Genomic DNA, 17,691 nt, shown 5'->3' on the forward strand with positions numbered 1-17,691 from the left:
GAGGCGATGACATCCAGTTTTCTTCGCATCGCCGCGGCGATGCCTCTCCTTGCCCTGGCAGGCTGCAACAGCGCGCCGCCGCCGGACTATTCCCCCGGCTACAGCTATGTGGCGGCCAACGGGTTCGCCGATTCGAGCAAGACCGTCGGCGGTTCCGTCCTGGTTCCGGAAGCCTGTCTGGCCGAGCCGGCCGACCAGGCCCCCAACCCGGCGGCGACGCGGGCGACCATCGTGCCCGAACTAGGCCCGCACCTGCCGCCCGGCTGTGCCAACGCCTACAACCTGCAGCGCATGGTCGAGAGCGAGCGCGACCTTGTGGAGGGTCGACGCTCCGGGCCCGCATCGGCTGCGCCGACGGCCAGGGCCGCCCGGAAATATCTTTATGGGGAAGAGCTGCCGCTCGGCGGCGCACGCAACACCGGAATGGAGCCGTCGCCCGTGCAATGAGCGCCGAACGAAGCGAGGCCCCTGCCGCGAGGATCCGGCAGGAACTAGCCGCTCATGGAGCCCAGCGCCCTGGCGCGGGCATCCACCGTCTTCTTCGCGCGGATCGACTTTGCCTGCGACATAAGGCTGTTGATCTCCTTGGTCGACAAGCCTGTCGGCGGAGACGTCCGCATGACATCCTCCTGGCCGAGAAGCCCGTAGACCATGACGATGTTGCGCTTGTGATGCAGTTGCGCATCGGGAGAGGCCGCCACCTTCTGCGCCAGGGGAACGGCTCTTGCGCTGTCCTGCGCCAGGGCCGCCGCCAGCGCCATGTTGATTTCGATGTCGAGATCGCCCGGCGCCAGGGCGAGCGCCCGTGTGAACGTGGCCTGCGCGGACTCGATGTCGCCGGCGAAGATATGGGCGACGCCCAGCCGGTTGTAGGCCTTGCTCGTGTTGACGCTCTGCGCGCCTTCCGACAGCGCGCGGATGCCCGCTTCCGTGTCGCCCGTGTCGATCATCGCCGAGCCGAGGCCAACCAGCGCCGGGCCGTTGCTGGGCGAGCGCGACAGCGCCAGGCGGTAGGTCTTGATCGCCTCTTCATCGTAGCCGGCCCGCGCATAGGCGTCGGCAACGACGACGAGCGTCTGCGGTTTGGCATCGGGAACGGCAGCGGCCTGCTGGTAGAGCGCCAGCGCGGTGTCGGAATCGCCCCGGGCTTCTATGTCGCTGGCGAGCTTGATGAGACGCGATGACCGCGTCGGCTTCTCCTGGGCGGCATCGGCCTTCGAAACGCCGGCGTCCTGCATCGTCGTGCAGCCGGAGAGAATGAACGCACCGGAAACAACCAAAAGTGCCGCACAAAAACGCATGCCCTACTCCTCGATCGAGCTAGTGGTGCGATCCCAACAGATGGTACCCATCTGTTGGGAAAATCGCCCCACCAGATCAACAGCTTGTGGGCTGACTTATCGAAACAGATGGGTACCATCTGTTTCGGTCAGACCACGTGGTGCGATCCCAACAGATGGTACCCATCTGTTGGGAAAATCGCCCCACCAGATCAACAGCTTGTGGGCTGACTTGTCGAAACAGATGGGTACCATCTGTTTCGGTCAGACCACTGGGCGCATCTTATACAACGTGTTCGGCAACGGAAACCAAAACGCCCCGATAGGTCCGGGAAATGCCCCAGGAAACTGAGGAAAAGAAACTTCCGGCGTCCGACAAGAAACTCAGGGACGCACGCAAGAAGGGACAGGTGTCCCAGAGCCGCGATCTCGTCTCGGGCTTCGCGCTCCTTGCCGCGCTTGCCTATCTGTTCGTCTTCTGGCCGACGATCGTCGAACGGCTTCTCGAGCTTGTCCAGACGGTAGCGCAGAGCGGCGCCACGCCTTTCACCGCCGTGAGCGAGACCGCCATACGGCAGGCTGCCCTCACGGTCCTGCTGAGCACGGCCCCGCTGGTTGCCGTCATCGTCGCCGTGACGATCCTTTTCGGCATCATCGCCATTCGCGGGCCGGTGTTCTCGTTCGAGCCGATCAAACCGCAATTCGACCACATCAATCCCGGAAAGGGCTTCAAGCGCCTGGCCTCCATGCGCAACATGGTCGAGTTCGCCAAGAGCCTGATCAAGACGGTTGGACTGGCCGCGCTCTTCGTCGTCGTTCTGCTTGCCTGGTTTCAGCCGCTCTTCGACGCGCCCGGCTGCGGCGAGAGCTGCATCATGCCCATGGTCGTCTCGGCACTGACGCCGCTCGGTATGGCAGCCGCGCTCGCCTTCGTGGTCATCGGCGTCATCGACGTGCCGATCCAGCGCTGGCTCTACCGGCAGGACCTGCGCATGACGAAGACGGAGCTGAAGCGCGAGCAAAAGGATCTTGAGGGCGATCCATTGCTGCGCCAGGAAAGGCGCCGGCAGCGGCGCGATGCGGCCAGCCGGCCCACCAAGCTCGGCATGCGGAACGCCGTCCTCGCCTTTCGCGATGGCGACCGCCTCGTCGGCCTGCGCTACGTCCGCGGTGAAACGCCGGTCCCCGTGATCGTCGCCAAGGGACAAGGCCGCTTCGCAGCCGCCCTTGTGTCGGAAGCCCGTCAGATCGGGTGTCCGGTCATCGACGACCGGGACCTGGTCCAGCAGATGTACGAGCGCGCCCGCGTCGGCGAGTATCTCGATTCCAACCTTTTCCAGCCGGTCATCAGCCATCTGGTCCGGCTCGGTATCGTCTAGAACTGGCGCCGAGACCGGTTCATCGTTTCGTGGAAACGCTGTCCCGTTCTATCTCTTTGTTTTTCCGCATTTATGCGGTCGTCAGGTAATTCCACCTGACTGCAAAATGCCTTAAGCGGGTTTCAAAACACCTTGAAAAAGCCGACGTCCGACTGGTGGTCCATTTCCGTCACCAGCATGCGGCCCGGCGTCTCCGTGATGAATATCTCGAGTTCAGCGCGCTGCAGGGCGTTCCTGGCGGTGCCGCAACTGGCCCAGAAGACCGGCACCTCGTCCGCCGCGATGGGAAGCGGTTCACCCCAGTCCGGCCGCTCGATGTCACGGATCCCGAGAACAGCCGGGTCACCGACATGGATGGGGGCTCCATGCGCATGCGGGTAGCGCGCCGTGATCGCCCGGACCTTGTCGACGTCGCAACGGCGGATGGGCAGCATGGAGACGACCATCTCACCGCCGAACAAGCCGACCGGAACCGTGTTGATCATGGTGCGGAACATGGGAACGGTCCGCCCCCGTCTCAGGCCGCGGATCTTGATCCCGCGGTCGCTCAGCGCGTGTTCGAACGTGAAGCAGCAGCCGATCGCAAAGGCGGCGAAGTCCTCGCGCCACAGGTCGAGCACGTTGCTGCGCCGCTCCACCAGCGCACCGAAACGATAGATGTCGAACTGCGGGACATCCGTCCGCACATCGATCTCACCGAGACCCGCCAGCATCGCGCTGCCGGCCTGGCCGACGCCGACCACCGGCAAGGGCTTGGAGTTCCGCGTGCAGAATTTTAGGAAATCACCCGCGAAACGGCGCGACAGGATGACGATGGAGGCCTGGAGCTTGCGATGGGCAAGTCCCTTCGTGTTGCCACGATACACGCCTTGCCTGATCAGGCTCCGCAACCGCTCCGAGCTGAGCCGTCCGAGCTCTTCGCCCGCTGCCAAGCCCCTGTGGTGAGCCACGACTCCCATGATCGCCCCTCTTCAATCGGACAAATGCCGACGCGGCAGAATTGTTGCTGCGGACAGAGCTGTCAAACCTGCAAAAGAACTGTTTCCGATAACATATCTTTACAGATCGAAATCTATGCAGGCCAGACGTCGATAATGTCATGTTTTGTCAGTAGACCAAAGATGAGCGAAATTTTCGATTTTTGCGATTGACTGCGCCCTGGCGCGAAAATCATCCAAGCGCACTCCTCCACGTGCGAAACCGCTCGTTTCAGCCGCAGTTGAGACAGGCTATATCAGCAATGTACTCTTGCACCCTGCTCAAAAACGACAGATCGCGCCCCATGTAGAACACCAGGAACGATGCGTACAAAACCAGAATGAGGCTGAAAACCAGCGTCTTGAGAACGAGCGACAGGGCGAAGACGTTGAGATGCGGGGAGGCCCGCGCGAGCAGGGCCAGCAGCACGTCCGACAGAAGCAGGCCCATGACGAGCGGGAACACCAGGACGAGCGCCATCATCAGCACCCGGTTGAGCAGCATGAGGAAGACTTCCGCCGCCTGCGGGCTGAAGATGGGAAAAAGCCGATCGATCGGCCACAGATCGTAGCTGTCGTAGACCGTGCTCACCATGAGCCCGAAGCCGCCGGCCGCGACGAACAGGACCATCATCACCAGCGCGAAGAACGTCCCCGTCGCGCTCGTCTCGTGCGTCATCATCGGGTCTATGAGCGCTCCCATGGTCGACCCACGCTGCAGATCGACGATGTCGCCGGCCGCTTCGGCCGCCCAGAAGGGTATGCCCAGAACGAATCCCAGCGTCGCCCCGATGACGAATTCCTTGAGCATCAGGACCACCATCAGGGGCGCAGTCGCCGTCATACCGTCGAGCGTGCCGGCGATCATCGGGATCACCGGGATCGACAGGGCGATCGCGACCCCATTGCGCAGCAGTCCCGTCAGCCGGATGCGCGCGAACAGCGGCATCACCGTCATCATGCCTGCAAAGCGCGCGAGCGCGAAGGCGGCGGCCAGGATGTAGGTTTCGAGTTCCTTGACCGACGAGAACAGCGCGTCAAACGGCATGAGCGGGTTCACCGGGTGACGGAGGGAAACTCGTCGAGCGCCTGCGAAGCCTGCTCGGCGATCTGCGCGGCCAGGAGCGGCCCGAGCAGCATCACCACGAGCAGGACGACGATCAGCTTGACGGTCTGCGGCAGGCTCTGGTCCTGGATCTGGGTCAGGGCCTGCGCCAGGCCGACGATCAGGCCGATAGCCAGCGTCGCGATGATCGCCGGGCTGGAGGCGATGAGAACCATCATGAGTGCGCCCTGCACCTTCGCGAGCACGAAATCACTGGCCATGCGATATGTCTCCCTCGATCAGGTCGGCCACCATCAGCCGTAGCTCAGGATCAAGCCGTGCATCAGCCGCGACCAGCCGTCGATGGCCACGAAAAGGAAAAGCTTCAGCGGGATTGAGATCAGGACCGGCGAGACCATGATCATGCCCAGCGTCATCAGCACGTTGGCGACGACGATGTCGATCACCAGAAACGGCAGGTAGAGCAGAAAGCCGATCTCGAAGGCGCGCGTGAGCTCCGAGGCCACGAAGGCCGGAACCAGGATGGAAAGATCGCTTTCCTGCAGGTTCTGGTTCGCACCGTCCGGCCACAGCCGTGCCGTTCCCTCCAGGAAGAACTCACGCTCGGCAGGATGCGTGAAGCGCAACAGATGCTGGCGCAGCGGCTCCCGCACCACCTGGGCGGCGACGGAAAGATCCTCCGTGGTCTGGAACGTCACCTGCCGCTCCTCCAGGCGTCCCGAAATCTCGCTGATCAGCGGCGTGGTGACATAGACGGTCAGAACCAGCGCGATTCCATAGAGGACGAGATTGGGCGGGGTCTGTTGCACGCCGAGCGCGTTGCGGATGAGGAACAGGACGACCGATATTTTGAGAAAGCCGGTCATCGTCACGACGGCCAGAGGAAAGATGCCGACGAGACCGACCGCAACGAGGATGCCGAGTAGGTTCGGCGACCCTTCAAGCATTGTCGAAGATGCGGACGATGCGCACTCCCAATGCCTCGCCGATGCGCACGATCTCCCCTTCTCCGATCCGCTTTCCCTGGGCCAGGATGCTGACGGCCTCGGCCGACATGCCGGCGAGCTGAACGACGGCCCCCGGCGCAAGCGCGCTGATCTCGCTCAGCGGCATTGCCTTGCGCCCGAGTTCGAAGGCGACGGTGACAGGCAGGGCGTCAAACCCGGAATCTTCGAGTTTTTCGGTGTCCGGCTGTGCCGCTTGGTTCATGATCCACTCCCAGTTTGAACCTCGGATGGGGAACGGCCTGGAGACGGCCGTGCATCCATTGCCGTTGAGTTTGGCCCGTGCGAGCAGGCGGTCCGCCATCACGATGAGCGCCGATTGGTCCCCCGCCGGCGTGGCATCGAGCACGACGACATCCCCCGGAGCGGCGCTCTGCAATTCGCCGAGAGACATGGTCGCAACAGCCTTCCAGATGCTCACGGGGGCGGGAATATCCATGCGCAGCGGCGGGCGCCGCGTCTGCCGCTCGTCGAGGAGCCCCGCCAGGCGCAGGGCTGAGGCATCGTCGAGATGCAGGCCGCAAGCGAGGCTTTCGCCGCGCCAGCCGACCGTGAGGATCAGCGGAGAGGGTTCGGTTCGCCTTTCCGGGGATCGCTCGACGGAGATGATCTCGATGCCACAATCAAGCTGCGCTTCGAGGGCACCAAGGTCTTCGGCCAGGGCACATTCGAGCAACAGCGCGACATGTTCGGGAACGAGCGCGCCCGGATCAGTCTCCGGCCCGAAGGATGCGAGGACATCGTCGACCAGCCGGGCGGGGCATTCCAAAGCCCCGTCCACGCCGCCGATCTCGAAGCGGATCACGGCGCTCGCGTCCCCGGCGAAACCGACCGGATCGCCGCCGGCGGCAACCGTCAGCGCCTCTCCGGCGACGGTAAGGTCGAGGGGCATGCGCCGGCGGTAGAATGCGTTCAGCACCGGCACGATGTCCGGCCGAAGTTCCGGCGCCTCCAGGCGCATCGTCCTCGCCCGCGACGCCCTCGGTTTTCCGGACGTCACCCGCTTGTTCTTCCTGCTTTGGCGAAGCCGGGCTTCAGGCATCAGGAACGCCCCGCTCCCCACGGACCTTGCGAGCGGCGTTGAACGCCCGCCCCGCCTGACTGCTCCTCATCGAATAATTCCGCACGGGCCGCCTTCCGGTGACGCTCGCGAACGGCTTCCTGCTCGATGACGCTTTCGAGCTTTTCGAGCCGCCGGCGCTTGAGACGGTGGACGTCGCGGGCCTTCGAAAGGTCGGCGCGGCTGTCGCATTCCGCATCGCGGGCCTCGGCCTGCCGGGCTTCCAGCGCCTGCAGCCGGCCGGCGGCGGCATCGAACCGGTGCTGCATCTCGTGCAGGCCATTCGCGGTGACGAGGTTTCCGGACAGCGCCGCGAACGCTTCCTCTTCATCGGTTGCTGACCGCTGCAGCTCCAGAGCGATCGCGCCGGCCGCATCGCGAACCATTTCTGCGGCCTTCAACGTCGCCTGACGGCGCCGGGCGACCGCCTCCCTTGCGCGCTGCTCGCGCAATTGCCGCAGATCCCGCAGACGGCCAAGCACCTCACGGTTTTTCATCGAGGATCTCCCGCATCCGCTGCCGCGCCGCCGACATCGTTTCGTGACTGGCCGTTTCCTGCCGCAGAAAACCGTTGATCCGATCGATCTTCGCGACGGCCTCGTCCGCGACCGCGTCATTGCCCTTCTCGTATTCTCCGACCCGCAGCAGCAATTCGACCTCGGCGTAGCGCGCCAGCAATTCCCGCATGCGGCCCGCATCGGCCTTGTGCTGTGGGGGAACGACCGTGTCCATCAGGCGGCTCCGGCTGCGCAGGACATCGATCGCCGGAAAATGGTTGCGCTGGGCAAGTTCGGCCGAGAGGAACACATGCCCGTCGAGAAGGGCCTGCAGTTCCTCGGCGACGGGATCCAGGGTGCCATCGCCTTCCATGAGGACACTGTAGAGGCCGGTGATGGTTCCCTTTTCGCCCGGTCCCGAGCGTTCCAGCAGCCTTGGAAGCGCCGCGAACAGGGAGGACGGAAATCCTCGCCGGGTCGGCGGCTCGCCCGAAGCCAGGCCGATCTCCCGCTGAGCCCGCGCGAAGCGGGTTATGTTGTCGAGCGCCAGCAGCACATGCTTTCCCTGGTCGCGGAAATACTCCGCGATCGTCGTGGCGACATAGGCGGCATTCATGCGCTCGATGGCCGGCCGGTCGGAGGTTGCCGCGACGACCACGGTCCGCTTCATGCCGTCGGCATCGAGCTGGCGCTCGACGAACTCGCGCACCTCCCGGCCGCGTTCGCCCACCAGGGCGACGACGACGACGTCGGCATCCGTTCCCCGCACGATGTCCGACAGAAGCTGGGATTTGCCGACACCCGGCTCGCCGAAGATGCCCACCCTCTGTCCGCGGGCGCAGGTCAGCAGGCCGTCGAGAGCCCGGACGCCGAGTTGCATCGGGTGGGAGACCAGGGCACGCGCAAACGGCGGTGGCGGATCGGCATGAACCGGATAACGCTGGCCGCCGCCGGAGGGGCCGGCCGGCCGGCCGTCCAGCGGCTCGCCGAAAGCGTTGATCACGCGCCCCAGCAGGCCGGAGCCCACCTCGACCTGCAAGGCGGCGCCGGTCGGCACGACCTCGGTGAGGCTGGACAGGCCGTTCAGATCGCCGAGGGGAAGCAATATCGCCTGCTCGTCGTCCAGGCCGACCACCTCGGCCCGCATCGATCGCCCGGTTTTCGGATCGACGAGATTGCAGATTTCCCCGAGCCGCACCTCTTCCACCGTCGCGTGGACCACAACGCCGACCACCCGCCGCACGCGGCCTTTCCGCCGCCGCACGACCTCCTGCCGCAGTCTCTGGCTGAGATCGGGAACGAGGCGCTCGAGCTTCTGATCGACAGGAGACTGCTTCATGGGACCGCCGCCTCCCCGGTTTCCAGGGACTCCGCGATCGCCTTCAGTTGCACGTCGATCCCCGCATCGATGACCGCCGCGTCGGTGGCGATGATGCAGGCATCAGCGGCAAGCTCAGCATCGCCGTTCACCTCGATGGAGAAGCCGAAGCGGGATGGCTGCACCAGCGCGTCGAGCCTGTTGCGCATCGTCTCGACGGCATCGGGATGGACGGTAACGCGCAGGTATTTTGCGCTCCGGATGTCGGCGATCGCCCGCTCCGCCGCCCGGGCCACGAGATCGGCCGTGTCGAACGCGCCAAGAACCTGCTCCACCACGTCGAGCGCCAGCGTTACGATTTCGCCGCGAAGTCCGGCAAGGTATCGGTCGACCTTGCCGACGGTCTCGCCGACCAGCCGTGCCGCCTCGGCCTCGCCCTTTGCCTTCCCGTCGCCGAAACCTCTCGCATATTCCGCGGCATAGGCACGCCGCGCCGCCTCGCGCATCTGGCGGGCCTCCTCCTCGGCCGCTGCCAGGAAAGCGTAGCCATCCTGCCAGGCCTTTGCTTCCTCGGCCTTCAGGAGGCGCGCGGTCGGCCGCAGGGGCAGCTTGCGGGATTTATCGCCTGTCTTCGTCATCCGACCTCAGCCCGCGACACGGCGCACGATCAATGGCCCGATCTCCGCAAACGCGGGGGCTGCCGGCGCTTCGAGCGGATTTTGCGGCGGGAGCTTGAGCCGAACCCGGCTTGCCACGACAGGTCCGGCCGCCTCGCACCAGGCAGCAAGACAGACCCAGCCATCGGCTTCGACCCGTTGCCGAACCGTCTCCAAAGGATCGAGCGGCTGCTGTGGACCCGCGAGATCCTTGTTGGCCACCGCCAGCGAACAGAGCGCGGCGCCAAGCTGCTCGCGCAGCGCCGTCGCCTCCCGGCCCGAGATGGTGCGGGCCAGGGTGGCCGCCCAATAGACGGCCCCGGCCCTGATGGCGATCTCCGCCAGCCGATCGGCGGGCGCACAGGCGACGGGCCAATCTGCTTCGTCGATGGAACGATTGTCCTGTAGGGCCGGCGGAGGCAGGTGAAAGCGCTCCGTCAGAAGCCGTGACAGACGCTTGTCCAGCCGTCTGGTCGCAAGAAGCCTCTTGCCGGTTTCAAGATCGACCGCCCCGCCGAAGCAGGAGATCAGGCGCGCCGGGTCGGCATAGCGGGACGGCTGCCACAGGAACAGCTCCTGCTGATCGATCTCCGCCGCTTCTTCGGTCATGGTTTCTTCGCCGGAACGGGAGCATCGAGCGCATAGACGCGCTCGCGCTGCCGCCAGTACAAATAGGCCAGCCGGCCGCCGAGCAGGAGGACGATCACGCCAAGGCCGTAGAACATCCACATGGCGCGCGCCACGCTGTCGGGATGCAGCCAAAGACCGAGGAAGCTGACGAACCCGGCCTCGCCGGTTGCCCCGGCGGCAGCGGTTTCCACCGGCACCAGAACCACCGAAACATTGTCGTAATCAAGCCCGGCGACGCCGTTCGCCACGAGCATCTTCACCTGTGGAATGAAGTCGCTCATCGGCACGGAGGCGCGATGGCGAATGAACACGGAGGCGGACGAGGGCACCAGTTGCCGGCGCAGCGGATCGTTCTCGGGCAGCACGAGGTGGACGCGGGCGGACAGGACGCCGTCTATGTCGGAAATGGTCTGCGACAGTTCCTGGCTCAGGCCGAAGATCATCGTGGCTCGCTCCTCGACTGGAGACGAGACCAGGCCATCGCGCTTGAACACCTGCCCGAGCGTTGCGAACTCCTCTCTCGGCAGGCCGTTTTCCTGCAGCACCGCCATGGCGTTGGCGAAGTGGCCCTTGCCCACCACGACGGTCATCTTGCCGTCGGCTTCTGCCTGCCGCTGAGCGGGAATGCCCTGGCGAACGAGCGCGGCGACGATCTCGTTCGCCTGCCGCTGGTTGAGGCCCGAATAAAGCTCCACCGAGCACGCCTGGAGCACCAGCAGCCCGAGCAACACGAAGGCCAGACGGCAGGCCGCACCCCACTTTTTCACTGAAAGCTGCGGCATGAAGTTCCCGATCTCAAAGCGAGTGTGCTGTTGCTATTGCTGCTTGAGCAATGTGCTGGCCGATCCGGTCGCTGCCGACAGGCTGTTGGTTGCGATGGAGACATTGGCGGTCGCCCACATTACGGAAATGGCCCTGTCGAGCATCTGCGCCATGCTTTCCGGCGACGTGGCGCCGGCATTTGCCGCGTCGAGGTTCACGGCAGCGGACGTCCCAGCCTCCGCCGCCGTTTCGGGCCGGCCGAACGAGGAGGCATTGGCGGCGTCAAACGCCTTCTGGGCCTGTGTCGCCAGCCCTTCGAGCGATTCCATCGCCGAGCCGATAAGGGCAGAGGGGTCGGTGAGCACGGCGGCACTGCTCATGCTGTTGTCGAGCAGATAGTCGAAAAGCTGCTGCTCGACGGTGGCCTGCTGCGCCTGAGCCGACTGCAGTTCGGTCGGCAGGGCGGAATTTGCCGGTGCGGCTATCGATGTGGCTTCCATGATCGATCCTCAACCTCGACGGGCGACGCCCGCTTGGGAAACTCAGCCTTCGCCGTTGCTCGTCTCTTGCATTGCTTCCAGCTCCCGGGCGTTCGGCGCGTTGGCCGAGCCCGGCTTGAGCTGTGCCAAAGTGGCGTCGACCTGTGCGTCGAACTCGCCCTTCTGCGCCTTCTGTCCTTTGTCCATCTCCGTCAACGATGACAGTGTGACATTGTCGAGCTTCATGATTCTCTCCCTATTCACTCTTGCCCGCCGGCACGTTCTCGGCGGCAAGACGCTTGCCGCGGAAAACCCGGACGGGAACGATTTCACGGGACGACGCATCGACCTCCCGGGCGATGTGCGAGGTGACCGGACCGGACATGATTCCGAGGCTTCTCTTGACGGCGGAAACATAGGCCGGCGGACCGGAGACCGACATCACGTTCTCCGCGTCGGAGACCCTGACCGGATAACGCGGATCCGCGATGCCGAGCGAATCCAGCTTCCGGTGGACGTCCTTTGTGTCTCCGGCGCTGAGCTTGACCATTTCGGTGCGCATTTCGTCGACCGCCGCAACGTGCAGGATCGAGCCGTCGTAATACCAGACGAGCCCGTACCGATCGCAGACCCAGTCGAGGAACTCGCGGGCGGTTCCGATGGGCATCCCGGCGCCGAGCCGCCCGCCGACCCGCTTGCTGACCTCGACGGGAATGCCGATGTTGCGCCCGAATTCCTTCAGCGCATCGCCCACCGGCTGATCGATCGTGATGTATTTGTATGTTCCGGACGGCCACTCCGGCTGCGCTGCGAGCGCGGGTGCATGCAGCACGCACAGCGACAAGCCCGCGACGACGCCAACTGGTATCCAGGCCGGCATCCAGGATCGTCTCAGCGCATTGCCGATTTCAAAGTTCATGCACGCCGTCCAACCAAGAGCCGCACCTTCATCCGCAACACCCAGCAGCAACCTACAATCCAGGCTGTAAAAAATAAAGTCCAATTGGATTTTTCTATTTCATTAAATTCCAATTGTTGCGAGATAAAGACGGCTGGGGACGAGCTGCCTAGAATCGCCCCAAGATTTTGGGATCGAAATCGCGAAGGGACACTGCGCGCCATGGTGAAAGGCAATGGACCGTCCTGCGACGGCGGGTCTGCGGCAAACGCCCTCTCTCGCCCGCACCGCGATTGGCGGACGCTTGCCGTCCTCGCCTTGCTGCTCTCGGTCTTCATCGCGCTGAATGGCGCCCCGGCGCTGGCGGAAGGGCGCTACGATCCACGGACCTGGGTCTACGATTCGGAGCAGCATGCGGTGATCGGCCCCTCAGGCACGGCGATGGCTGCACCGGGGAGCGACGTGCCGAGGCACAGCCCCATCCCGCGCAGAACCGTCGCCTTCACCGAGCCCTATCCGAAAGGAACGATTCTGATCGACACCTCCGATCGGCGCCTCTACTACGTTCTCGGCGACGGCAAGGCGCTGCAATATGCGGTCGGGGTCGGGAAGGAAGGGTTCAGCTGGTCCGGCCGCGATCGCATCACCGACAAGCGGGAATGGCCCGACTGGCGGCCGCCGACGGAGATGCGGCAACGCGAACAGGCCAAGGGGCGCGCCCTGCCCGCCCACGTTCCCGGCGGACCCGACAACCCCCTCGGGGCGCGGGCGCTCTATATCGGCAGCACGCTCTACCGCATCCACGGCACCAACCAGCCGTGGACCGTCGGCACAGCCACCTCATCGGGCTGCATCCGCATGGTCAACGAAGACGTCATCCATCTCTACAATCAGGTGGCGGTCGGCACGCAGGTCGTCGTACGCCCGTGACCGGCGACGCCGACTGAGAGCCGGGCATCTGCGCGTACATACGGAAAAGCAAAAGACGGGGCGTCCCGAAGGACGCATGGCCTACCGGACCGCCTGCAGGACGATGGTGCACAGGAGCGCCATCGAGATCGGCACGCCGAACGGCACAATGCCCTTCCGATCGAGAACCGCGATGTACTTCTCGACCATCTTCTCCGGCAGGAGGAGCGGGTTCCTGATGAGGAAAACGGTTGCCAGAACGAAGACCAGCAGGAAGAGCGCGAAGGGCAGAAGATGGTCGTTGCCCGTGACCAGCGGAACCGCCGCCATCAGCTTCACGTCGCCCGCCCCGAGCGTTCCGATCAGCCAGAAGACGAGCAGCACGACGAACAGCACGAACGATGTCGCCACGGGTCCGAGCAGGCTCATCCATTCGTCCCGCTGCAGTGCCGACACGCAAAGAATGCCGAGCCCGCCGGCGGCGAGCAGCAGCACGTCGCGATTGGCGATCTTCTGCAATTTGAGGTCGCTCCACGCGATGCGCAAAAGAACCGCGACGACGAGCACCCGCAAGATGACGAGGGCCGCGGTCAGCATGCTCAACGCTGCAGGGTCTTGACGCTCGAGGCGAGGAGCTGGAGGTTGTTCGCGACCGTCGGGTCGTTGGGCGCCAGTTCGTAGGCCTTCAGGAAATTTCGCCGCGCTTCCTGCAGGTTGCCCCGCAGCAGATAGGAATAACCGACATTGTTGTAATATGCGGCCGTCGAGCCGACCAGACGGTGCGCCTGTCGATAGGCCACGTCGGAAAGATCGAAGCGGCGGATGCGATCGCAGGAGGCGGCAAGCCCCAGCCACGCCTCGCCATCGTTCGGCGCCAGTTGCACCGCCTTGTAGAACAGCGCACCGGCATTGCCGTAGTTCTCCTGCCGGAACTGGTTCTTCGCCGCCGCCACCGCCTGATCCGAGGAGTAATAGTCGACGGCCGAAACCGTCTTCAGTCCCTTGAACGTGTCTGCGAAGGAGGTGAATTCGGAAGTCTCCGGCTCGTTCGTGCGGACCACTCCGTCGTCGGTCAAGGCCGTCGACTGGCACCCCGCCAGGGCCACAGCGACAAGCACCCAGCAAAGCCCCTCAACTCGAAAGCATCTCATCTGTCCCCCTGCCCCCCGGCTTCTGCATCCTCGTTTAGCCAGCTTAGCACGAACTCGTGGTCTGACCCAAGCAGATGGTACCCATCCGTTTGAACACGTCAGCCCACAAGCTGTTGATCTGTCGGGGTGATTTTTCCTGACAGATGATACCGTCTGCCAGGATCGCACCACTACAGCGCCGTCGGTCCATTCGGACGCGCAAAGGACGCTGCAAGTCCTTGAATCTGCGCATCGCACTAAAAGAAAACACCCCTCATCCGGATAATCACGGGAAGCATCACGATCATCAGCACCACCGGGAAGACACAGAGCCCGAGCGGGATCACCATCTTGACGGGCAGGACGTTGGCTCTTTCCTCCGCCCGCAGGATGCGCTGCGACCGCATCTCGTCGCTGTAGACGCGCAGCGCCTCCGTGAGGCTGGTGCCCAGCTCCTCCGACTGGCGGAACAGGACCGCCAGCGAGCGCGCTTCCTCGATGCCGATGCGCTCGGCCAGCTCGCGCAGGCCCTCGCGCAGCGGTTTTCCGGCCCGCAATTGCAGCGTCATGATGGCAAGCTGGATGCCGAGCGCCTTGTGCGTCCCGGCAAGTTCGTTGCTGACCCGGTCGACAGCGGCTTCCAGGCTCATTCCCGCATCCGCACAGGTCACCATCATGTCCATGAAATCGGGAAAGCCGCGCCGGTATTTCTCCTTCTGCCGCGCCTCGAAGCGATCGAGCGCGATGCTCGGCACCACGATGCAGCCGAGCCCGAGGAACGCCGCGACGGCCAGGGGAATGAAGCTCGGAATGGCTGCCGGCAGCAACGCCGAGAGAAAAAGGTAGACCCCGAGAAAGGCCAGGATGACGAGGGCGATGCGCGACAGCGCATAGAGCGCCGGCGCGCTCGGGCTGTGAAAGCCGGCTCGAAACAGGCGCGCCTCCAGAGCATCGGGCTCGCCGCGCTCCTTCTCCATCGCCTCGAAATAGGCTTCGACGGGCCGCCGCGCGGCGATGCGCGACAGTTCCGTCTGGGCGGCCAGCGAGCGACGGCTGGGGATGCCCTCGCCGAGCAGTTGCTGGCTCACGCGGCGCCGGGTCTGGATCGCCGGCGACAGGACCAGCGCGGCGAACAGGAACATCGCCATGGCCGCGACGAACACCGCCGTCGAGACCAGGATACCCGAGTTTGCGAGAATGCCGGACAGTTCCATCCCGCGCCCCTCAGTAGTCGAAATTGACCATGCGATACATGATGTAGTCGCCGATCAGAGCCCAGACGCCGAAGATCACGAACACCGGCTTGATCAGTGGATTGTCCCACACATCGCCGTAATAGCTCGGCGCGATCACCAGCAGGATGGCGAACATGACCAGCGGAAACAGTGAGATTATGATCGCCGACATGCGCCCCTCGGCCGCCAGCGCCCGAATCTTGAGCCGCAGCCTGGAACGCTCGCGCAGCACGCGGGAGAGGTTGGCGAGAATCTCGGTCAGGTTGCCGCCGGTCTTCGCCTGGATGGAGAGCGACACCGAAAGCAGGTGAAGCCCCTCGAAGCCGACGCGCTCGGCGAGCTTGCGGACAGCCCTTTCAAGACTCTGTCCAAAACTCACCTCGTCGGCGACGATGCCGAACTCGGTGCCCAGCGGATCGGGCATCTCGCGCGCCACCAGGCCGACGGCAACCGTCGTCGGATGGCCGGCCCGCAGGGAGCGCACGATCATGTCGAGGGCGTCGGGAAGCTGGTTCTCGACCTTCTTGATGCGTTTTTTGCGTGCGCGCCTCAGGAACAGCCAGGGCAGCACCACGGCGACGAACACGAACGCTGCGGCCGCCAGCGGCGATGACACGCCGACGATGCGCAGCAGGACGGCGACCAGGATGGCGGCGGCGGCAAACATCAACATGAACGCCAGCGGGCTTCCGGTCACCCCGGACTGGGTGTAGAGCCGGTTCAGCGCGATGAAACCGGAAGCGAAGTCGCCGGCCTCGTTCAGCCCGCGCTCGCGCAACAGACCTTTCAGGGCCTGTTCGGCCGGCGTGTCGTCGGCAAGGCGCCGCAATCTCCGATTGATCGTGCCGTTTCGCGCGCGGCGGCGCGCGAACTGAAGATAGAACGCCTCGATCACCAGAATGGCCGCGGCCGCGGCCAGCACATAGACGGTGTATAGGAGGGTTTGCCCGGTCAGCATCACAACACCACCTGCGGGTTGAAGGCATCCCTGGAGAAGGAGAGGCCCTGGGTGGCGGCTTCCTCGGCAAAGCGCGGCCGCACGCCCGTTGCGCGGAACTCGCCGACGATCTTGCCCTCGGCCGTCACGTCCTTGCGCACGAAGTGATAGATCTCCTGCAGCTGGATGACGTTGCCCTCCATCCCGGTGATCTCGGCAATGGAGATGACGCGCCGACCGCCGTCCGACAGGCGCTGCGTCTGGACGATGATGTCGAGCGCCGAGGCGATCTGCCCGCGGATCGATTCCTGGCTCATCGGCATGCCCGCCATGCCGATCATCTGCTCGAGGCGCGACAGCGCATCGCGTGGCGTATTGGCATGGATGGTGGTCATGGAGCCTTCATGGCCCGTGTTCATGGCCTGCAGCATGTCGAAGGCTTCCTCGCCGCGCACCTCCCCCACGATGATGCGGTCGGGCCGCATGCGCAGCGCGTTCTTGACGAGTTCGCGCTGGCGCACCTCGCCCTTGCCTTCCACGTTGGGCGGACGCGTCTCCAGCCGGCCGACATGCGGCTGCTGCAGTTGCAGTTCCGCCGCGTCCTCGATGGTGATCAGGCGCTCCCGCGGCGAGATGTGGTTCGACAGGGCGTTGAGCAGCGTGGTCTTGCCGCTGCCGGTGCCGCCCGAGATGAGGATCGACTGCCGCGTCTCGACGGCGATGCGCAGGAACTCGATCATCGGCGGACGGATCGAGCCGAAGGCCATCAGCCGTTCGAGCGAATAGGGATTGCGCGAAAACTTGCGGATCGACACCAGCGGGCCGTCGACCGAGACCGGCCGCACGGCCACGTTGACGCGCGAGCCGTCCTCCAGGCGCGCATCGACCATCGGCTGGGATTCGTCCACCCTGCGGCCGATGGCGGCGACGATCTTGTGCACGATGCGCAACAGATGCGCCTCGTCGCGAAAGCGGATCGGCGTTTCCTCGAGCTGGCCCCCGCGCTCCACATAGACGTGGCGATGCGTGTTGATGAGGATGTCGGAGATCGTCTCGTCCTTGAGCAGCGGCTCGATCGGCCCGAGCCCCAGCATCTCGTCGGCCGTCTCGCTCGTCAGCCGGTCCAGTTCGCGCGCGTTCACGGGATGGTTCGCCGACCGCACGAACTCGCGCACCAGCGGGCGGATCTCGTCGAGCACCTCATCGCGCGAGGCCGTGTCCAGCGCGGCCAGATTGTAACGCTCGAGCAAATGGCCGTGCAGGTCGACCTTCAGCGACAGATGACGGTCGGCGACGGCACGCGCCTGCGGCTCCACCGCCGGTTGCCGCTGCGGCTCGGCGATCACTGCGGTGATCGATGACGGTTCAGGATGCGCGGCATCCGCACCGTTGCCTCTCGAAAATCTGCCCCACATGGCCACCCGCCTGCAGCATTGTTCGATGTGTGCGTTTATCTCGTCCCAGGTATAGTCAG

22 protein-coding genes are annotated in these 17,691 nt (G+C 64.7%); 3 read left to right on the top strand and 19 right to left on the bottom strand.

Annotated elements, in window-relative coordinates; translation table 11 throughout:
* Positions 1-6: 6 nt before the first annotated feature.
* A complete protein-coding gene (locus NUU27_RS01420; protein ID WP_257760259.1) occupies positions 7-447 on the top strand; it encodes a hypothetical protein in 441 nt (146 codons plus the stop codon).
* A 44-nt stretch (positions 448-491) separates the two neighbouring features.
* Here the strand turns inward: NUU27_RS01420 and NUU27_RS01425 are convergent, their stop codons facing one another.
* On the bottom strand, positions 492-1,301 hold the full coding sequence (locus NUU27_RS01425; RefSeq protein ID WP_257760260.1) for a tetratricopeptide repeat protein: 810 nt from the start codon (positions 1,299-1,301) through the stop codon (positions 492-494).
* 314 nt (positions 1,302-1,615) lie between these two features.
* Between NUU27_RS01425 and NUU27_RS01430 the strand changes: the two genes are divergently transcribed.
* Positions 1,616-2,659, top strand: a complete 1,044-nt coding sequence (locus tag NUU27_RS01430; protein ID WP_257760261.1) for an EscU/YscU/HrcU family type III secretion system export apparatus switch protein — start codon at positions 1,616-1,618, stop codon at positions 2,657-2,659.
* Positions 2,660-2,781: 122 nt separating this feature from the next.
* Here the strand turns inward: NUU27_RS01430 and NUU27_RS01435 are convergent, their stop codons facing one another.
* The 13 genes from NUU27_RS01435 to NUU27_RS01495 all read right to left on the bottom strand — a co-directional run bounded on the left by NUU27_RS01435 (position 2,782) and on the right by NUU27_RS01495 (position 12,027).
* Positions 2,782-3,618, bottom strand: a complete 837-nt coding sequence (locus tag NUU27_RS01435; protein WP_257760262.1) for a D-glutamate cyclase family protein — start codon at positions 3,616-3,618, stop codon at positions 2,782-2,784.
* A gap of 250 nt (positions 3,619-3,868) precedes the next feature.
* Positions 3,869-4,684 carry a type III secretion system export apparatus subunit SctT gene (gene sctT / locus NUU27_RS01440; protein WP_257760263.1) on the bottom strand — a complete coding sequence of 272 codons (816 nt, stop codon included), beginning with the start codon at positions 4,682-4,684 and terminating at the stop codon, positions 3,869-3,871.
* Positions 4,685-4,692: 8 nt separating this feature from the next.
* Positions 4,693-4,962, bottom strand: coding sequence for a flagellar biosynthetic protein FliQ (locus NUU27_RS01445; protein WP_257760264.1), 270 nt, complete (start codon positions 4,960-4,962; stop codon positions 4,693-4,695).
* A gap of 33 nt (positions 4,963-4,995) precedes the next feature.
* On the bottom strand, positions 4,996-5,649 hold the full coding sequence (gene sctR, locus NUU27_RS01450) for a type III secretion system export apparatus subunit SctR (protein WP_257760265.1): 654 nt from the start codon (positions 5,647-5,649) through the stop codon (positions 4,996-4,998).
* The gene (gene sctQ / locus NUU27_RS01455) at positions 5,642-6,667 is read right to left on the bottom strand and encodes a type III secretion system cytoplasmic ring protein SctQ (RefSeq protein ID WP_257760266.1); all 1,026 of its coding nucleotides are present in this window, start codon (positions 6,665-6,667) and stop codon (positions 5,642-5,644) included. The genes sctR and sctQ overlap by 8 nt, the downstream gene beginning before the upstream one ends.
* Before the next feature lie 80 nt (positions 6,668-6,747).
* Positions 6,748-7,263 carry a hypothetical protein gene (locus NUU27_RS01460; protein ID WP_257760267.1) on the bottom strand — a complete coding sequence of 172 codons (516 nt, stop codon included), beginning with the start codon at positions 7,261-7,263 and terminating at the stop codon, positions 6,748-6,750.
* Positions 7,250-8,602 carry a FliI/YscN family ATPase gene (locus NUU27_RS01465; protein ID WP_257760268.1) on the bottom strand — a complete coding sequence of 451 codons (1,353 nt, stop codon included), beginning with the start codon at positions 8,600-8,602 and terminating at the stop codon, positions 7,250-7,252. Before NUU27_RS01465 ends, NUU27_RS01460 begins: the two co-directional genes overlap by 14 nt.
* The gene (sctL, locus tag NUU27_RS01470) at positions 8,599-9,219 is read right to left on the bottom strand and encodes a type III secretion system stator protein SctL (RefSeq protein WP_257760269.1); all 621 of its coding nucleotides are present in this window, start codon (positions 9,217-9,219) and stop codon (positions 8,599-8,601) included. The genes NUU27_RS01465 and sctL overlap by 4 nt, the downstream gene beginning before the upstream one ends.
* A gap of 6 nt (positions 9,220-9,225) precedes the next feature.
* Positions 9,226-9,846 (bottom strand): hypothetical protein, encoded by a 621-nt coding sequence (locus NUU27_RS01475; RefSeq protein ID WP_257760270.1) that lies wholly within the window; start codon positions 9,844-9,846, stop codon positions 9,226-9,228.
* On the bottom strand, positions 9,843-10,649 hold the full coding sequence (gene sctJ, locus NUU27_RS01480) for a type III secretion system inner membrane ring lipoprotein SctJ (RefSeq protein WP_257760271.1): 807 nt from the start codon (positions 10,647-10,649) through the stop codon (positions 9,843-9,845). Before sctJ ends, NUU27_RS01475 begins: the two co-directional genes overlap by 4 nt.
* Before the next feature lie 33 nt (positions 10,650-10,682).
* Positions 10,683-11,129 carry a hypothetical protein gene (locus NUU27_RS01485; RefSeq protein ID WP_257760272.1) on the bottom strand — a complete coding sequence of 149 codons (447 nt, stop codon included), beginning with the start codon at positions 11,127-11,129 and terminating at the stop codon, positions 10,683-10,685.
* 42 nt (positions 11,130-11,171) lie between these two features.
* Positions 11,172-11,354 carry a hypothetical protein gene (locus NUU27_RS01490; protein WP_257760273.1) on the bottom strand — a complete coding sequence of 61 codons (183 nt, stop codon included), beginning with the start codon at positions 11,352-11,354 and terminating at the stop codon, positions 11,172-11,174.
* Positions 11,355-11,364: 10 nt separating this feature from the next.
* Positions 11,365-12,027, bottom strand: coding sequence for a type III secretion protein (locus NUU27_RS01495; RefSeq protein ID WP_257760274.1), 663 nt, complete (start codon positions 12,025-12,027; stop codon positions 11,365-11,367).
* 201 nt (positions 12,028-12,228) lie between these two features.
* Here NUU27_RS01495 and NUU27_RS01500 point away from each other — a divergent pair, with 201 nt between their 5' ends.
* The gene (locus NUU27_RS01500) at positions 12,229-12,936 is read left to right on the top strand and encodes a L,D-transpeptidase (RefSeq protein ID WP_257760275.1); all 708 of its coding nucleotides are present in this window, start codon (positions 12,229-12,231) and stop codon (positions 12,934-12,936) included.
* 81 nt (positions 12,937-13,017) lie between these two features.
* Here the strand turns inward: NUU27_RS01500 and NUU27_RS01505 are convergent, their stop codons facing one another.
* The 5 genes from NUU27_RS01505 to NUU27_RS01525 form a co-directional block, all read right to left on the bottom strand.
* On the bottom strand, positions 13,018-13,512 hold the full coding sequence (locus NUU27_RS01505) for a prepilin peptidase (protein ID WP_257760276.1): 495 nt from the start codon (positions 13,510-13,512) through the stop codon (positions 13,018-13,020).
* Between the two features lie 2 nt (positions 13,513-13,514).
* Positions 13,515-14,066 (bottom strand): tetratricopeptide repeat protein, encoded by a 552-nt coding sequence (locus NUU27_RS01510; protein ID WP_257760277.1) that lies wholly within the window; start codon positions 14,064-14,066, stop codon positions 13,515-13,517.
* Between the two features lie 236 nt (positions 14,067-14,302).
* Complete coding sequence (locus tag NUU27_RS01515; protein WP_257760278.1) at positions 14,303-15,259, bottom strand: type II secretion system F family protein; 957 nt, start codon at positions 15,257-15,259, stop codon at positions 14,303-14,305.
* A gap of 10 nt (positions 15,260-15,269) precedes the next feature.
* On the bottom strand, positions 15,270-16,238 hold the full coding sequence (locus NUU27_RS01520) for a type II secretion system F family protein (RefSeq protein ID WP_257760279.1): 969 nt from the start codon (positions 16,236-16,238) through the stop codon (positions 15,270-15,272).
* Entirely contained in the window at positions 16,238-17,632 is a 1,395-nt protein-coding gene (locus NUU27_RS01525) for a CpaF family protein (RefSeq protein WP_257760280.1), read from the bottom strand. Before NUU27_RS01525 ends, NUU27_RS01520 begins: the two co-directional genes overlap by 1 nt.
* Between the last annotated feature and the right edge of the window lie 59 nt (positions 17,633-17,691).

It is taken from the genome of Nitratireductor sp. ZSWI3, from assembly GCF_024655565.1.
Lineage (GTDB): Bacteria > Pseudomonadota > Alphaproteobacteria > Rhizobiales > Rhizobiaceae > Nitratireductor.

What these genes read in the sequence shown, in the direction of transcription:
- NUU27_RS01495 (WP_257760274.1), bottom strand. Translation starts at nt 12,027, where the DNA reads ATGAACTTTGAAATCGGCAATGCGCTGAGACGATCCTGGATGCCGGCC.
- NUU27_RS01510 (WP_257760277.1), bottom strand. Translation starts at nt 14,066, where the DNA reads ATGAGATGCTTTCGAGTTGAGGGGCTTTGCTGGGTGCTTGTCGCTGTG.
- NUU27_RS01515 (WP_257760278.1), bottom strand. Translation starts at nt 15,259, where the DNA reads ATGGAACTGTCCGGCATTCTCGCAAACTCGGGTATCCTGGTCTCGACG.
- sctT (WP_257760263.1), bottom strand. Translation starts at nt 4,684, where the DNA reads ATGCCGTTTGACGCGCTGTTCTCGTCGGTCAAGGAACTCGAAACCTAC.
- NUU27_RS01475 (WP_257760270.1), bottom strand. Translation starts at nt 9,846, where the DNA reads ATGACCGAAGAAGCGGCGGAGATCGATCAGCAGGAGCTGTTCCTGTGG.
- sctJ (WP_257760271.1), bottom strand. Translation starts at nt 10,649, where the DNA reads ATGCCGCAGCTTTCAGTGAAAAAGTGGGGTGCGGCCTGCCGTCTGGCC.
- NUU27_RS01445 (WP_257760264.1), bottom strand. Translation starts at nt 4,962, where the DNA reads ATGGCCAGTGATTTCGTGCTCGCGAAGGTGCAGGGCGCACTCATGATG.
- sctL (WP_257760269.1), bottom strand. Translation starts at nt 9,219, where the DNA reads ATGACGAAGACAGGCGATAAATCCCGCAAGCTGCCCCTGCGGCCGACC.
- sctR (WP_257760265.1), bottom strand. Translation starts at nt 5,649, where the DNA reads ATGCTTGAAGGGTCGCCGAACCTACTCGGCATCCTCGTTGCGGTCGGT.
- NUU27_RS01525 (WP_257760280.1), bottom strand. Translation starts at nt 17,632, where the DNA reads ATGTGGGGCAGATTTTCGAGAGGCAACGGTGCGGATGCCGCGCATCCT.
- NUU27_RS01435 (WP_257760262.1), bottom strand. Translation starts at nt 3,618, where the DNA reads ATGGGAGTCGTGGCTCACCACAGGGGCTTGGCAGCGGGCGAAGAGCTC.
- NUU27_RS01500 (WP_257760275.1), top strand. Translation starts at nt 12,229, where the DNA reads ATGGTGAAAGGCAATGGACCGTCCTGCGACGGCGGGTCTGCGGCAAAC.
- NUU27_RS01425 (WP_257760260.1), bottom strand. Translation starts at nt 1,301, where the DNA reads ATGCGTTTTTGTGCGGCACTTTTGGTTGTTTCCGGTGCGTTCATTCTC.
- sctQ (WP_257760266.1), bottom strand. Translation starts at nt 6,667, where the DNA reads ATGCGCCTGGAGGCGCCGGAACTTCGGCCGGACATCGTGCCGGTGCTG.
- NUU27_RS01490 (WP_257760273.1), bottom strand. Translation starts at nt 11,354, where the DNA reads ATGAAGCTCGACAATGTCACACTGTCATCGTTGACGGAGATGGACAAA.
- NUU27_RS01520 (WP_257760279.1), bottom strand. Translation starts at nt 16,238, where the DNA reads ATGCTGACCGGGCAAACCCTCCTATACACCGTCTATGTGCTGGCCGCG.
- NUU27_RS01465 (WP_257760268.1), bottom strand. Translation starts at nt 8,602, where the DNA reads ATGAAGCAGTCTCCTGTCGATCAGAAGCTCGAGCGCCTCGTTCCCGAT.
- NUU27_RS01420 (WP_257760259.1), top strand. Translation starts at nt 7, where the DNA reads ATGACATCCAGTTTTCTTCGCATCGCCGCGGCGATGCCTCTCCTTGCC.
- NUU27_RS01505 (WP_257760276.1), bottom strand. Translation starts at nt 13,512, where the DNA reads ATGCTGACCGCGGCCCTCGTCATCTTGCGGGTGCTCGTCGTCGCGGTT.
- NUU27_RS01430 (WP_257760261.1), top strand. Translation starts at nt 1,616, where the DNA reads ATGCCCCAGGAAACTGAGGAAAAGAAACTTCCGGCGTCCGACAAGAAA.
- NUU27_RS01460 (WP_257760267.1), bottom strand. Translation starts at nt 7,263, where the DNA reads ATGAAAAACCGTGAGGTGCTTGGCCGTCTGCGGGATCTGCGGCAATTG.
- NUU27_RS01485 (WP_257760272.1), bottom strand. Translation starts at nt 11,129, where the DNA reads ATGGAAGCCACATCGATAGCCGCACCGGCAAATTCCGCCCTGCCGACC.